At 51.6% G+C, this 14,254-nt stretch carries 11 protein-coding genes and 1 CRISPR repeat array; of the genes, 1 reads left to right on the top strand and 10 read right to left on the bottom strand.

All coding sequences use genetic code 11. From position 1 onward, the window contains the following. On the top strand, positions 1–314 hold a 314-nt coding region (locus HPY52_10965), incomplete at its 5' end, for a hypothetical protein (protein NPV80779.1). Between the two features lie 37 nt (positions 315–351). Next, positions 352–2,543: a CRISPR direct-repeat array (repeat unit 37 nt; unit sequence ATTTCAATCCCCTCGTCATCGGGTCAAGGACTGCAAC). Between the two features lie 543 nt (positions 2,544–3,086). Here the strand turns inward: HPY52_10965 and cas4a are convergent. The 10 genes from cas4a to HPY52_10915 are packed head-to-tail and all read right to left on the bottom strand — an operon-like array spanning position 3,087 to position 14,224. Then, positions 3,087–4,004 carry a type I-A CRISPR-associated protein Cas4/Csa1 gene (gene cas4a / locus HPY52_10960; GenBank protein ID NPV80778.1) on the bottom strand — a complete coding sequence of 306 codons (918 nt, stop codon included), beginning with the start codon at positions 4,002–4,004 and terminating at the stop codon, positions 3,087–3,089. A gap of 18 nt (positions 4,005–4,022) precedes the next feature. After that, on the bottom strand, positions 4,023–4,628 hold the full coding sequence (cas4, locus tag HPY52_10955) for a CRISPR-associated protein Cas4 (protein NPV80777.1): 606 nt from the start codon (positions 4,626–4,628) through the stop codon (positions 4,023–4,025). Positions 4,629–4,637: 9 nt separating this feature from the next. Then, positions 4,638–4,970 carry a CRISPR-associated endonuclease Cas2 gene (cas2, locus tag HPY52_10950; GenBank protein ID NPV80776.1) on the bottom strand — a complete coding sequence of 111 codons (333 nt, stop codon included), beginning with the start codon at positions 4,968–4,970 and terminating at the stop codon, positions 4,638–4,640. A gap of 35 nt (positions 4,971–5,005) precedes the next feature. Further along, complete coding sequence (gene cas1 / locus HPY52_10945) at positions 5,006–6,040, bottom strand: CRISPR-associated endonuclease Cas1 (protein ID NPV80775.1); 1,035 nt, start codon at positions 6,038–6,040, stop codon at positions 5,006–5,008. Positions 6,041–6,092: 52 nt separating this feature from the next. Further along, positions 6,093–6,884 carry a hypothetical protein gene (locus tag HPY52_10940; GenBank protein ID NPV80774.1) on the bottom strand — a complete coding sequence of 264 codons (792 nt, stop codon included), beginning with the start codon at positions 6,882–6,884 and terminating at the stop codon, positions 6,093–6,095. Positions 6,885–6,895: 11 nt separating this feature from the next. After that, positions 6,896–7,894 carry a type I-D CRISPR-associated protein Cas7/Csc2 gene (gene cas7d, locus HPY52_10935; protein NPV80773.1) on the bottom strand — a complete coding sequence of 333 codons (999 nt, stop codon included), beginning with the start codon at positions 7,892–7,894 and terminating at the stop codon, positions 6,896–6,898. Between the two features lie 2 nt (positions 7,895–7,896). After that, a complete protein-coding gene (locus tag HPY52_10930) occupies positions 7,897–8,592 on the bottom strand; it encodes a hypothetical protein (GenBank protein NPV80772.1) in 696 nt (231 codons plus the stop codon). 1 nt (position 8,593) lies between these two features. After that, entirely contained in the window at positions 8,594–10,729 is a 2,136-nt protein-coding gene (locus HPY52_10925; GenBank protein NPV80771.1) for a hypothetical protein, read from the bottom strand. Then, positions 10,729–11,496 (bottom strand): hypothetical protein, encoded by a 768-nt coding sequence (locus HPY52_10920; protein NPV80770.1) that lies wholly within the window; start codon positions 11,494–11,496, stop codon positions 10,729–10,731. Before HPY52_10920 ends, HPY52_10925 begins: the two co-directional genes overlap by 1 nt. Then, the gene (locus HPY52_10915; protein NPV80769.1) at positions 11,477–14,224 is read right to left on the bottom strand and encodes a DEAD/DEAH box helicase; all 2,748 of its coding nucleotides are present in this window, start codon (positions 14,222–14,224) and stop codon (positions 11,477–11,479) included. The genes HPY52_10920 and HPY52_10915 overlap by 20 nt, the downstream gene beginning before the upstream one ends. Positions 14,225–14,254 lie beyond the last annotated feature (30 nt).

Genomic DNA, 14,254 nt, shown 5'->3' with positions numbered 1-14,254 from the left:
GGAAAGTGGACGAGTCGATAGACAGACTGCGTACTCTACTGCCCGAGCCGCGGAATCCGGAGCGGTTTGAGGAGTTGCTCTCGTATCTTGAGGCGAGGAAGCCAGCCATAAAGGACTATAATACACGGAGGATAAACCGCGAATATAACGGAAATGGCGTTGTAGAGAAAGCAAATGACATTTTGGTAGCGAGGCGCCAGAAGGGGGCTGGGATGAGTTGGTCCATAGAAGGTTCAAATACCCTTTGCGCTTTGACTACTCTTTGGCATAACGGTGAATGGAATGGTTACTGGACCCGTCAAGCGGCCGCTTAATGACCGGTCATCCCAGACCTTATGCGTGCTAAGAAAAATTTCAATCCCCTCGTCATCGGGTCAAGGACTGCAACATATAGCTGATCCCGCTCCGAACTCCCTACGGGTAAGGATTTCAATCCCCTCGTCATCGGGTCAAGGACTGCAACTAACTGCCCTCGTACAGCCTCCACCGCCTTGGGGAGGATTTCAATCCCCTCGTCATCGGGTCAAGGACTGCAACGAACGCGCAGGCACTCGCGCCACATATCCACGTTGTATTTCAATCCCCTCGTCATCGGGTCAAGGACTGCAACAACCGCAAGGAAGTGGGGAATGACCCTAAGCTCCGGCATTTCAATCCCCTCGTCATCGGGTCAAGGACTGCAACTTTTGGCGGCGCTCAGAAGTGAGGCGGCGGGACACTACATTTCAATCCCCTCGTCATCGGGTCAAGGACTGCAACCAACATGGATAGCGATATCGGAAAGCCATGTAGTACATATTTCAATCCCCTCGTCATCGGGTCAAGGACTGCAACCAGCCTTATTCCTATCTCGCCGCCATCAGAATCAGGGAATTTCAATCCCCTCGTCATCGGGTCAAGGACTGCAACGAGGATCGTAAGGCGTTGATAGTGCCGCTGCGGGAAGCATTTCAATCCCCTCGTCATCGGGTCAAGGACTGCAACGTTGTATATCTCCCATTCAGACTTGCCTCTGTAGGGACATTTCAATCCCCTCGTCATCGGGTCAAGGACTGCAACCGGCCTTATTCCTATCTCGCCGCCATCAGAATCAGGGAATTTCAATCCCCTCGTCATCGGGTCAAGGACTGCAACTCTTTCGCGATCGTATCTTCGGATGGGCTTCGTTTCGATTTCAATCCCCTCGTCATCGGGTCAAGGACTGCAACTTGAAATATCGCGCCTTGCATGTCACTCCGTCCAATTATTTCAATCCCCTCGTCATCGGGTCAAGGACTGCAACCAAGAAAGCCCTGGGATTGTGACAGACCGCCATATGCAATTTCAATCCCCTCGTCATCGGGTCAAGGACTGCAACTGGACATCTCTTTTTACCGAGGCAATGACATAGAGTTAATTTCAATCCCCTCGTCATCGGGTCAAGGACTGCAACACTTGATCGGTCCTAGCTGGCTGGGGCTGAGGATAAAATTTCAATCCCCTCGTCATCGGGTCAAGGACTGCAACCGCCATAGCTTTAAATATCCTCGGCAGCGCAGGGGAATTTCAATCCCCTCGTCATCGGGTCAAGGACTGCAACATGAGGAATCTCCCCACGCATTACCTGTTGATAGCATTTCAATCCCCTCGTCATCGGGTCAAGGACTGCAACTGAGCCGCGCCACTCATACCAACATCGAGGAGCAGCAGAATTTCAATCCCCTCGTCATCGGGTCAAGGACTGCAACTCATCGAGTCATTGGTCTATTTACTGGGGCTAGGAAAGATTTCAATCCCCTCGTCATCGGGTCAAGGACTGCAACATCGTGCCGGAGATTATCCAATCCGGCCCGGAGCGATTTCAATCCCCTCGTCATCGGGTCAAGGACTGCAACCGGTTAAATTAGCCGGGGAATTGCAGGAGAGGTTGACTATTTCAATCCCCTCGTCATCGGGTCAAGGACTGCAACCATCAATCCAGGTCTGGGTGTCTTCCTTCCATGCTATTTCAATCCCCTCGTCATCGGGTCAAGGACTGCAACAGAATGCTGAGATCGTACTATCGGCAACGATTGATAATTTCAATCCCCTCGTCATCGGGTCAAGGACTGCAACTCCTCCCGAAGGATACTGCCGACATCTACGAGGAAATTTCAATCCCCTCGTCATCGGGTCAAGGACTGCAACGTTTCCCGTGATATTATGGTATTGGGCAGAATTGACAAATTTCAATCCCCTCGTCATCGGGTCAAGGACTGCAACTTGTAATAATGCCGGCGCAGATGAATAACCTCCGAGTAATTTCAATCCCCTCGTCATCGGGTCAAGGACTGCAACCCGGCGCTGTATGGGGTTGGGAAAGCACAGTTGGCGGCATTTCAATCCCCTCGTCATCGGGTCAAGGACTGCAACACGCATCTCAAAATCGCAATAGTCTCCGACACTCAACTATTTCAATCCCCTCGTCATCGGGTCAAGGACTGCAACTCCCCTTAACAGGTAGTGCAATGCTTCGGCGATAATAATAATTTCAATCCCCTCGTCATCGGGTCAAGGACTGCAACCGACCTCGGTGCCTCGGTGCGCCTCGCACCATTATTGCGTTTCGCCTTCTTCCAATCATAGCTGCCCGTCTCCTCTATGTCAAAATCGGTTTTCGGGATAAAAACCCCGGGGATTTTAACATTTGAATACCTCTCCCCTGCTCCTTGTGTCACAAGGGATTGGGACACATTCTCCATATATTGCTATGGATGCGCTGAGTGTCATTCAGTACGAAATCAGAGGGATTTTAGCATATTTGATACAGATATTACCATACAATACACTATGATATACTACTGAATTTACATATTCTACTTTGAGCGGGATTCTCCTCCACAATTGCAGGTATTTGTACAAGATATCACACCATTAGAGCCGGCAGTCTCAGCCAATTCCATTAAACCGTATGAACCCGCACCACGCGAGGACCATAGTCCACCCCCGATACCCGCCCTTTAACTATCGTCTGGTGAAGGCGGCGATACCACTTATAATTATAAGCCCATCCGCGCTCCACAACAATGATGGTAAGGGTGTCACAACGTAAATGCCTGCATGAGCAATTATTTACAGTGCTTTCTAAATGGACAGGCTGGGTAGCAGTCCTTCGCGACGCCGGGGTCAATTTCTTCATAAATCATGCGTGCTTTTTGGTCACGTTCCTCCATGAACCGTTGGCGAAGTTCGTCATCAATAATATGGATGTCCTTTGACACCGTAATACGGTCACCATTGAAATTGAGGTAAACGACACATCCCAGATTGACAGGGTATTCATAAAGGGACTCCATTACAAGTGCATACCCGGCTGTCCCAAGCTTATGGAATTGTCTAGGTTCACCATATTTCAAATCCATGATCATTGGCTCAGGCAAAACAAATGCGTCCGCGCTGAGCATCTGGCTTAATCCCAGGAAAGAGCCATCAAGTCTCTGCTCGATCATCACCGGGATGGCGGTGGCAACAAGGGAATCTTCCTTGATGTAAGGTTGCTTTGCCACAGTATCCTGGATCCGGGTAGAGAGCCGGGCAACCTCAAACTCATGTATAGTGCTGACCCGACGTTCGAGCTCGGTACAATCCTCAGTCGAGAGATCGTGCTTGCGTCTTTCGACAATGCCTTGGGGAGGCTCTGGAAGCTCTTTTAGAATCTGACGCAGATTATCTACACCATGTAGATATATCAGACGTTTAGCCCTTACGAGGATGCTCGCAAGAGTCTCATGGAAGGCTGAGCCCATGATCATGTCCTTGTTTGGTGCAGCACGCAGGTGCTGAATCCGCCGGAGGTAGATATCCCGGCCTGTGGAACAATATTTACCGGCGATCTCGTAGACGGCAAGAGGTATATCATACACTGGTTCGAGCGGCGGCTGATGCCAATTCCAGCCGCGCAATTCTTGGGCGATTTCAAGTGACCTTGACTTAGGAAGAATACCCTTGAGGAGTCTCTGGCGCTCCTCATCGGTCAGAAAATACATCCATCTCACCTCGCAGTTTCACTCAATGTCGTTACAAAACCGGCGAAACTCACAGTCCACGCATTTCTTTTTTTGGCGGGCTCGGTGAGGCATCTGCTCGCGTTTGATCATCTCCCGAATAGAGGCGAGAATCTCACGGACAAATTTGCGCATATTCGGCGTGAAGTCTATCGGGTAGGCGATCCTATCCTCACTCACATACACGAACCCTGCCCGCACCGGCTTCCCTACAGTATCCTCCAGGAGCATTGCATAGGCCATGAGCTGGTACTTATGATTCAGTTCAGGGGGACGGCGGGTATATTTGAACTCTACGGGGTAATAGGCGTTTCCCTGTACCAGGAGCATGTCTAGGACCCCTGAGAGCGCCAGCCTCTCGGAACTTAGGTTGACATGGAATCTTCGCTCAGCGTCATCCGTGAGCTCGTACGCGCGGAACGTGCGCCGCTTTTCTAGCCGGTCGAGCTCGATGTGCTCTTCCTTACCGTACTCCATCTTACGGGTGACTTTCTTTTCGATTGGCAGGAGATAAGAGAAGTACACGACTCTCGGACAGTAGACGAATTGTTTTACGTCGGTCACGCGCAGTTGAAGTTGCCCGGGCCTTTCAAGCTCAGATAACACGGCAGGTGATCACTCTTCCTTTTGTTTCTCGTCAGGTCTATCTTTGCACTTCCGACGCTTTCGTGACTTGCTGTCGGCCCCAATCCTCTCGTCTTCTTTTCGGACTTCTATGATGACGCGCAAGCCCAGGTCTTTTTCACATACCGGAAAAATTTGGATATTTCCTGCCCGTCTGCCGAGGACTTTTTTCAGCCTGGCCTCAAGTTCCTCACGACGATTATGATTAATGTCTCCAAGGAATGCACTCCACTGGATCCGGTCAAGGCCATAGTCCATGCACGCCTCGGCAATCTTGTTGCGGATCTTTGTGCTTGGGATATCGTAAATCACCAGGGTGTTCAGGACTGACCCCCCTCTGGTGGAGATATTTTGTAGGCCTACCAGCGTCCAATGAATGGCTTATAGTCCGTCTCGCCTCTAAGATAACTGGCGATCCGGCGGGCCTGAAGCTGAATGATGGTTTTCAGCTTGTGCTGCTTCCCACGATATGTTTCCTTTGCCTCGAGTCGTTCCTGGATGTTTTCGATGAGCTTTCTCCTGATCTGGTCCGTAAGCAGGCCTTCCTGCAACTTGATTGTCGATCCTCGATTTACGAGACTCACCACGGTGCGGTCCACGACTCGCTGGCGAAACTCCTCGACGAGATCCAGGCAGAGGCTGGGCTTGCCGGGGCGGTCGGTATGGATGAATCCGGCAAAGGGCTCGAGACCGGCGAGCACAATAGCTCCCCATACGGTCGAGTAGAGGATACCGTACCCATAGTTGAGTAACGAATTGAAAGGGTCGTTGGCCCCACGGTGCTCTCGAGTCTCGAACTCGATATTACTTGCCAGTAGTTTTTTAATACCGCCCCAGTAAATCGCCCCGGCACGGCCCTCAACGGACAGGAGCTGCTCTCGCACGTCATCCACACATTTGCCGTCGATGGTTTCAAGTTCTTTCACCATGTCGGCTATCTGGTTTTCCATATTGGATAGCACATCAAACGTCTCGCAGTTTTCAGATTTCCGGTATCTTGCGAAGTAATGAAGTAGGCCCTGCTGATTGCGGAGCTTGCCTTCGATGAAAGCCTTCGCTAGCCTTAATCCGCGCTTTTCATAATAAGCCAGGAGTTGTTCACGGCGCGTGATCACGGTCCCGGACAGGCCCGGTGAAGTTAACTTTGCGTAGGGTTTCCCCGAAAATGTCAAAAAATCGATTTGGATACCGTGCTCCATACACTCCTGGATGACGTCAGCAGAGATGGAGATTCCGGAACCACTGATTATGAGAGATTGGAGGTTGTGGAATGGGACCTGCTCGATAATCTCCTTACCTTGTTTGATGATCAGTCTTTCGCTTTTCTTCCCGACGAAAGCTCCGAAGTCTGAGATAATAATCTGACCGGAACTCGATCCTGACTCTGCTGGCATAGGCTTCAATACCCCCCGGACATGTGCAACGGTCTAATGTAATCTACGGTACCTAGGGCCGGTTCGCGTCCCATAGAGTTCGTGGCAGCGGTGTGCTGTTGAGATAGAACTCTGGCAATATGAGTTCCCCGAAAGGCAAACCGTCGTAAAACTTCCAGCACGGCACAGAATCGCGGGTCTCGCCCTGGAGGAGAATATATCGGGCCGTTACGGCCAGCACGCTGAAACTCGCGAACCTTTGAGAATCGGCAGGGGGAAGTTCAAGGTAGGGCACATTGCATTTTTCATTCGTTCGTTGTCCATCCACTATATTCCCCATACTGACGATCTGAAACATGGTGCGTTTCTTGCCCAGGAGGAAGACCTGACCACGGATGTATCCTTCAAGTTCTGTGCGGGACGGAGAAAGTGCCCAGGTAAACAACCGGTGGTCCGGTAGTACTCCTTCGATAGTTCCATAGGTCGGGACGAAATAAGGCCGCCCATTGGCTCCGGTGCTTGGATAGCCCTCGTCTACGACATTGAAGTAGTGACTATCCACCGCTTGATGTGACTTGCCAAGTACCTGGAGGCCTTCGTCTACGAACAGGCCAGGGGTGAACCATACAGGCATGCGACTTACATCATAATCGCAGTGGAAATAATCCCTCCCAAGACCCTTGGCCGCGTCGAGGGTCAGGTCTACATATCTATCTGTGTGACGCCATGTCGCTCCTCGGGTCAGACCGGCATGCAGGGCCTCGCTCGTGACGAATATGTGCGTATGATACTGCGAGCCAAAATCTGAACTCACATGGGTAAACCGACCGCAGTTGCGGAGCAGTAGCGCTCTAGCATAGAGCATCAACAATCACCTCATCTGGTGCCCCTTCTCCGTGGTTCCCTATCCCTAGGCGGAACGCTTAATGCAGCGATGTAGGCTTTAAATTCCTCATTGAGCCTGCTACCCAATTCATCAATGTCGGTTCCAAATAGGGTCACTGGTTTGTCAATCGCAGCTTCGAACTTGAGCCTATCTTGAACATTGGATAGGTTACCTTCGTCCAGCCAGACAAGCATATCAAGGATCGAAAAGAGGGGGTACCCAGTTGATACGGCTATAAAATCTGTAGTAAACTTTCCATGGTTCGCTGAATACTTCCCATAGCCGTGCTGATCTGCGAGCTTGACAGCAGCCAGATAACCTGCTATATCTAGTAAAGCTGGGCTTTCGATGATGGTTATAAATGGGAAATGGGTGCCAGTCTTGACATACTCATAACGATGGAAGGACGCCTCACCTCGCTCGACGCTTAGGTCCTCGCCTACCGTGTTGCCTATTGCCATTTGCTCTGGTGATTCGTCGCTCTGAATGCACTCAGTGGCATCTTCAATAGAAAATGTGTCGAAATAGCGTACCCTCGAGAAAGTCGCGCCTTTACCGGTCTCAAGGCCGCCAAAGAGGGAGCAATTCCAGCACGCAATACATAGACCATCCGGGATGGTGCATTCCTTGCCGAACTTCTCAGAGAAGAATTCGCCCCATTTGGCGCCGGTTTCTGCCTCCGTCATCTCGCGAAACAATGCCATATGGGCCCGCCGTTCGATTCCTTTCAGCTTGCGGCCAATGAACTCGGCGCGCTTTTTACCCAGCAAGTCAATCTTGTCCACATAAGTTTCATTAGAATATCCTGCGTGCGAGACCGGGAGAAAGCGGCTCGCCGCAATCTTTACGCCAACAATCGTCACGACCTGTCTGGTATAAATCGCCTGGGCAATTTTTGTTGTTTTATTCCCCTTGGTGATTTCCCGCGGCAGCAGGGTATCGACGCCAACCAGCTGCTCAGCAAACCGGTCTATTCTCTCGTCTGCCATGGTTATTCCTCCTCAGCCTTTTCATAGTTTTCGATTTGAGCTCCCGCCTCTGATGAAACAGGCGCCTGTTCACCGGTTAGTACCTTGTGGTAATACCTGGCCCCGGCCATCACATTTCTCTTTACATCGTTGATAATTGTTTTCCAATCGTCGGCATATGCGGTCATCAGGTTCGCGACTGCCGGCTCGACCGATTGTTGAAAATCGGTGTCAAGAAGCTGCTCCAACTCTACCTTTGCAGCTTGCCTTGTCTCTCCATCTCTCGCGTCAACAAATCTCTTAAACCTGCTTAGGACCTCTGGTTCGCCCCTATGTTTTAGGCAATATGCATTAGCCAGCACCCTGCGAGGGTAAAGATACTGGAATAATCTTGCATATAGACTGGTGGAGAGATGTTGGATATTTGACTTCTTTGCAAATGCCTCGCCATGGGCAAGCATCCACTGCCTTAAGGCTTCGATTTCAAGATAATACTCGTCCTTATATGCGGTTTCGCGGAGGATACGGCTTTCCCACTCCTTGAAACCTGCCTCTACGTCGTTGTACCGCTGGATGCACCCAAAAAGTAGACGCGGATATTTCTCGAATTCATTTGGTTTCGCCGATAAACGGCGGGGGAGCAAATCCAGGTTGTCAAGCAATCGGAATAACCGAGGACAAAAGTCATCAATGACTTCGCGGTCAACCTGCATCGCCACTTTATTTCACCTCCTGAAGTCTCCAGAGCTTGTTGATGAACTTTGCATATTCTGTCATGTTATATGCGCCCCAATCCTGCCGGTAGTTTCCCGGGAGCCGTTTGTACGATCCTTTCGTCTGCCCTAGTACCGGGCTATCTCGCATCACCTCCGCAAAAGTGGCTAATGGATCTTCGAGCAGTCTCTCGGCAAGCACCACCTTTCGAACAAACCCCTCGCTTCCACGCTGGTGGACAAGTTTCCAGGCCAATTGGGTGACGACCTCATATTCATCATGTACCTGCGCAATATCAATTGGTTCATTTCGGACGTAGAACGTGTCGCGCCGGAATGCATCGAGACTGAGCGTCGGGAGCGACTGGTAATAAAATGGACCGTCACAGCCGCATAGCTCTCGCAGAAATGACAGGAGCACGGTCACGGTGATACGGCTATTGGAAAATCGGCGCTGCGCGAAATCGTGTTCCTTGGCATCGCGTGGCGCGCGGATCTGAGGGAGCACAAAGAGTATCATTCGATAGCCGTCAATTCCCAGCCCCAACACATGCCTTTCCACTCTGGTCTCCGAAATTTGCAGATTGGCCATTATATCGAGAAAACAATTTTCAGCGGGAACAAGCGACCCGCCCATTTCCTTCAGCCATGGGAAACTATGTGTTATGTCTTGTTCGGCATTGGCAAGGTTGGCCTGCACCACTTCCAGATCGGACTTCTTGGAAGCGAGCTCTTCTGCCAGCTTTGACCTTCTCGCGGCATCTCGTTCATGGTCCATTTTCTCAGCCAGCGCCTGAACCTGCCTTACGTTCTCTCGTCTTATCTGTTCTATGTCACGGTGTCGCCGTATCAGATCCCAGAGTTGGTCGATCCGGGAGGCCAGGAGCTGTATTTCATCATTGGTATGCATGCCATAATGAAAAATGAGGTTATAGGTCTTTGGAACCTGCGGCAGCTTGCCACCTGCCGATACCATCTCGGTGCCCAGCAGCTTTTGAGCGAGGTATGAATATAGCGCGCACCTTGGGCATACTTTTGCTGCCTGATGTCGGACACTTTGGTTGTTGAACTTGAATGAGTTGAGGCCCATTGTCACGTACCGATCCTCGACAAGAGCCTCTGCTATGTTGCATAGCCGGCAGGGTACCCGCTTTGCGACGGTTATTCGTCGAAATAGATGGTATCCAAGCTGGATGTCGGCAAGGAGCAAATCAACATAATCATGTGCCGGCAGGGCTATGAATTTTTCCTTCTTATGTAAGAACCCCATAAACCATTTGCCCGAGCCACTATCAATACTTGTCGCGAAGGAGTCCAGTAGCCCCGAGAGCAGGGCTCTTAATTCCTGCCTGCTATACCTTTCAGTGTCGATGCTTTCCTTTATAGCGGCCTTGGTAACCTCAGGAATATTGAATGCTCGCCTTACCTCATCCGCCTTAAGCAACCCATCGTAACCGGCGTCATTTACAAGATGGTCGGCGAAATTGGGGAAGCTTTGAGCGTCACCGCTGCCGCTGCTCGTGCGACCGTAAAAAAATGCAATTGCAGCAAGTATCGTTCTGATAGAATTGGCGGATTGATCTCCTGTCAGCAGCTTCCGTACCTGCTCGCGAACCGCCTTTTCGAGATTAGGCGCAAGGAAATGTGGTATAGCATATACAGGGAATGGCTCAAAGTCGCTCTTACGAAAAGTAAACATGCGGCCCAGGTCTCCATAGATCCCCTGCGACTCGCTGGGGGCGCCGAAGAATAGATCCGGCAAGCTGCGCTCTACCTCGGCGCGCAGCGCGCCTGCAAGCTCTTCTATGCCGCCTGTGGTGCGCGCCAGGAAGTAGTAATTCTCGAGGTCGTTTGCCACCAGCTCCATGTGGCCCAGATTTCTCTCCGAGACCGCCCGCAGAAACGCCTTACTCAAGAATGCATTAAAGAGAATATTCCCGAGGAAAGTCTCCTCTCGTTGGACGACACCTGAGAAGAGCCGGATAAACAGCAAACGCTCGCCGGTCGGCATGGGCTTCTCCCAATATGTGGACCGACTGGTTATGCTGCGGGCAACCTCTTCAGGTGAAACGATATCTCTTACTCCCAACTTCTTGACAGCATTTTCCGCCTGACTCAGGATAATATCGCCAATATCGTCCATTATGTTAGCCCTCCCGCTAATAAAGTGAGTATATCATGCAGGCCTCCGGTGCGTGGTTCATACTCCTGAATGCTGCGCTCAACCACCTGATCCGCTCCTTCCCGGAGCAAGAGATCCACCAATTCCCTCAGAGAATGAGCCTTATTGATGATTTCATCGGCATCGTCAATCTGTCGCTCATGGCAAAAGGAGGCAAGCAGATCCGAAATCATCACCAGACCGCCCATTGGGTGATAGTCGAAAAGTAGGTCCGCCAATGTAATGCGGGCCACTTCGCCATAGTTGAACACCGTCCATTCGCGACGGATACGTCGGACTATTTGATCGTCCCGCTTCTCGAAGGAGATATAGAATAATCCGTGGTGTGTGACCGCGAATGCAAACACCTCGTTGAGGTCAATCGTCGACGTGAAACGGTACCCAAAAATAGCGCGCAGATGGTCTTTCACTTCCTCTTCCGTTTCGATGATCAGCGATTCAAAGTCGAGGGTACTCGCTTCATGCTTTACTCGCTTTGAGGGTAACGGTTGCCCGCTTCGGGCAGCCTCCAACATAGCCCCGAATGCAGGGTCGAGTTTACCCACATCGTGCATGAATATCGCGAACAGGATCTGGTCGCGTTTCTGGCTTGGGAACCAATCGGGCGCAAATCGGCTGTCGGTAAGCACCCGGCATGCGATCCTCGCGGAAGCCATGGAATGATCATAGAGTGTTTGGCCTCCATGCGCCGACTTGCCCAGCATACCCTTAAACTTTTCGACCAACATGATTCACCAACTCCCTGTATGCGGCAAAGCATGCACCTGTGGCGTTTTCCAGGATGACCATGCCTCCTGGCATGCCGGCCCCCGAGGCGTATTTGAGTTGGTTCCAATCGTAATACAATTCCTCCCAATCTGCCACTCTCGTTTCCTCTAGAAGACGGCGCGTCTCGTCCGCATTGGTCCAGCCAAATAAGAAGAGGTAAGTTTGATTCGGAATGAATACCGGGTCCTGATCGCTGTTCCGCACTGGCATAAGATCCTGTATTTCACGGTCGACGCGGGATAGATAAACATCGCCATAAAGGAGCATGAAGTTGCCGGGATGTGTCTTGTTCCAAGCGCCGACCCGGCCAAAGTACGCGAGCATTTTCTCCAGATAAGTCCAGCCCACTGCGGGTTGTGAGAGAACGCAAACATTGGACCCTTCCAATACGAAAAGATACTTACTCGCCTTAAGAGTCTCTTCCAGGTCCACTAATATATCAGACGACGCCGGCTTGAAAATCAATGAAGTAAACCAGGTCTTTGCCCGCGCCGCCAAAAATGGCGAATCAGAAGGACGGAGATCTTCATCGTTTATGTAGCGGAGTAGATAAAACGCGTCCTTGGCGACCCCATCTCGGAGCGCAATCTGTGGCATAGTGCCTCGTAGCCCAAAACTGAGCTCAATGTCTGCTGCGCGCACCTTTTCGGCAATTGGCCTGACCTTCAAGAATTCTGCCATTTCATTAAGCCTCCGGCCGGTCCGCCCCAGCTGCTCATTGACAAGGTAGTGGCTTGCGTCAAGAAGCTGCGAACCATCCGTGTAGTTTCGTTGGGGGAAAACTTCTCTGATCTTAGAGGAGAATCTTTCTCTATCCATACTTGTCCCGTCAAGAGGGCTGAGGATGGAATATGAATCACCATCCACCAGCGTGATCACCTTGCTGGCATCTTCATGCCGTCCAACTCGCCCGAAGCGCTGGAGGAAAGAGCTACTCTCACATTCCTCAGTGATGAGCGTATCTGCATAAAAGTCAACGCCCACTTCGACGGCTGACGTAGATATCAACACCGCCTGCTCCAGATCCCTGAATACATCTATCAGGCCCGTGCGCGCCTGCTTCGCCATACTACCTGAATAAACGATGACGGGGATGCCTGCATCTTTCCATACCCCGATGTGCCGGCATTCTACATCAAGTTCACCCGATTGCAGACCTTGTGCGGCGGCACGCCGTATTGCCTCTGCGGCTTCGGTCCCTACCGCTTGATCAAGCCAGCGCAAATATACGGGGCGGTGGCTCATGCCACGCACAGGGACTTGCGCTGGGTCAGCTTTCATTTCAAGAACCAATCGTTTTACCATGAGAAATGCCAGGTTTTTATCGATACCTACGGATACAAATGCATCCCCCAATTCTTTGAACTCAGGCGCCTCGCAGTGAATGGGATCCTGCTGAATGCCGCTTATCTTATCTCCGGTGTCAGCAAGCCACTGGTCTATGATGGTCTGCTGTTCCTTGATGTCTGTTGCGGCTTCCAGCTCTCTACGTACTACGGCGATTATGCGACAAGGCAAAGGACGGTTGTTCAGCAGGGACTCGCAGGTCTCACCCGGGCGCTGGGCACGTTCCCAAAGTGCCCTCTTGATGCGCCAACACTGCCGTTCTAGTGCCTCCATAGCGTGCGCAACCAGATCCTGGAGCGGGACTTCCAGGTGTGTTCCGCCAGGGACATCCGCGAGAACCACATCCTCCTCTTTAAATAGCCGCTGGCCCAGCTCATTCATGAGCTGTCTGTCAGCGCCGATCCTGTCCAGCCATGCGCTGAGAGCACCGAGAGGAAGCTTTCCAAACCTCAGCTTGTGTTGAACCGGTATCGCGGCGGTGTCTTCGACCTTATACTTCTCAAACAATTGGTGTGCTGTGCGAGCAGAGTTGCACACGACGAGCACTTTCTTCCCGCCCTCCACGAGCGCCTCGTCGACCGTATGCGCCAAATCTTGCGCACGTTCACGGCGACCGCTCACACGGAATTCAACCTGCACATCACCGCATTTTGACTTTCCTACGATGGGATGTGCGTCGTTGAGCCGCTCTAGACCTTCTGTGGGAGTTGCTGTAAGAATATGCAACCTCGGCGATTTACCTAGGTTACCCGCCAGGAACCTTATGCGCTTCCATAGATGCTCAAAATTCCTCAACATTAGCCCGTTGAAGAGGTGAGCCTCATCCAGGACGAACTCGTCGACCTGGCACAGGCCATATATGAGCAAGCCGCTATACTTGATATTCCTCCGAAAGAACCAGTATATCTCGTCAGGTGTCGCCAGGATCACTGGTTTGATAAGTGCCGCTATCAACCGGGAGCGGCTCATGCCGCCGCGCAGCTCGCCAGCTTCTAGCCCTGATATTTCCGCGAGGCTATCCATGACGCGCCGCTGGTCTTCAAGCAGGGCGACCGTCGGATACATGAAAAGCGCGTGGCGAATCTCGCTAGCCTTGAGCTTGGCGAAAAGAGGCACAGCGACGGCCAGAGTCTTCCCCGAGGCGGTCCCGGCGATGAGGCGAACTTCCTGGTCCTTCTCTATACGTTCAAACACCGAGGCTTGATGCTCGAAAGGGCATAGGGCCTGACCGTATTCCTTGGAAGCATATGCTTGGAACAGCGCGAGAGATCTCGACGGGATGCGCTCCGCGGGTTTTGGCGCAGTGTTGGTTACGCATATGTTTATGGTATTTGTGGGCATCGGCGATCTCCCCCTGTATTCTTTCCCCTG

The sequence above is a fragment of the Bacillota bacterium genome (genome assembly GCA_013178415.1).
Lineage (GTDB): Bacteria > Bacillota > SHA-98 > Ch115 > Ch115 > Ch115.
The sequence above is the reverse complement of the archived record's forward strand: the minus strand, read 5'-3'. Positions and strand labels throughout refer to the sequence as shown.

Excerpts from the sequence above, each read along its gene's own strand:
- cas1 (NPV80775.1), bottom strand. The coding sequence starts at position 6,040 with ATGCCAGCAGAGTCAGGATCGAGTTCCGGTCAGATTATTATCTCAGAC.
- cas4a (NPV80778.1), bottom strand. The coding sequence starts at position 4,004 with ATGTATTTTCTGACCGATGAGGAGCGCCAGAGACTCCTCAAGGGTATT.
- HPY52_10925 (NPV80771.1), bottom strand. The coding sequence starts at position 10,729 with ATGGACGATATTGGCGATATTATCCTGAGTCAGGCGGAAAATGCTGTC.
- HPY52_10915 (NPV80769.1), bottom strand. The coding sequence starts at position 14,224 with ATGCCCACAAATACCATAAACATATGCGTAACCAACACTGCGCCAAAA.
- cas7d (NPV80773.1), bottom strand. The coding sequence starts at position 7,894 with ATGGCAGACGAGAGAATAGACCGGTTTGCTGAGCAGCTGGTTGGCGTC.
- HPY52_10940 (NPV80774.1), bottom strand. The coding sequence starts at position 6,884 with ATGCTCTATGCTAGAGCGCTACTGCTCCGCAACTGCGGTCGGTTTACC.
- HPY52_10920 (NPV80770.1), bottom strand. The coding sequence starts at position 11,496 with ATGTTGGTCGAAAAGTTTAAGGGTATGCTGGGCAAGTCGGCGCATGGA.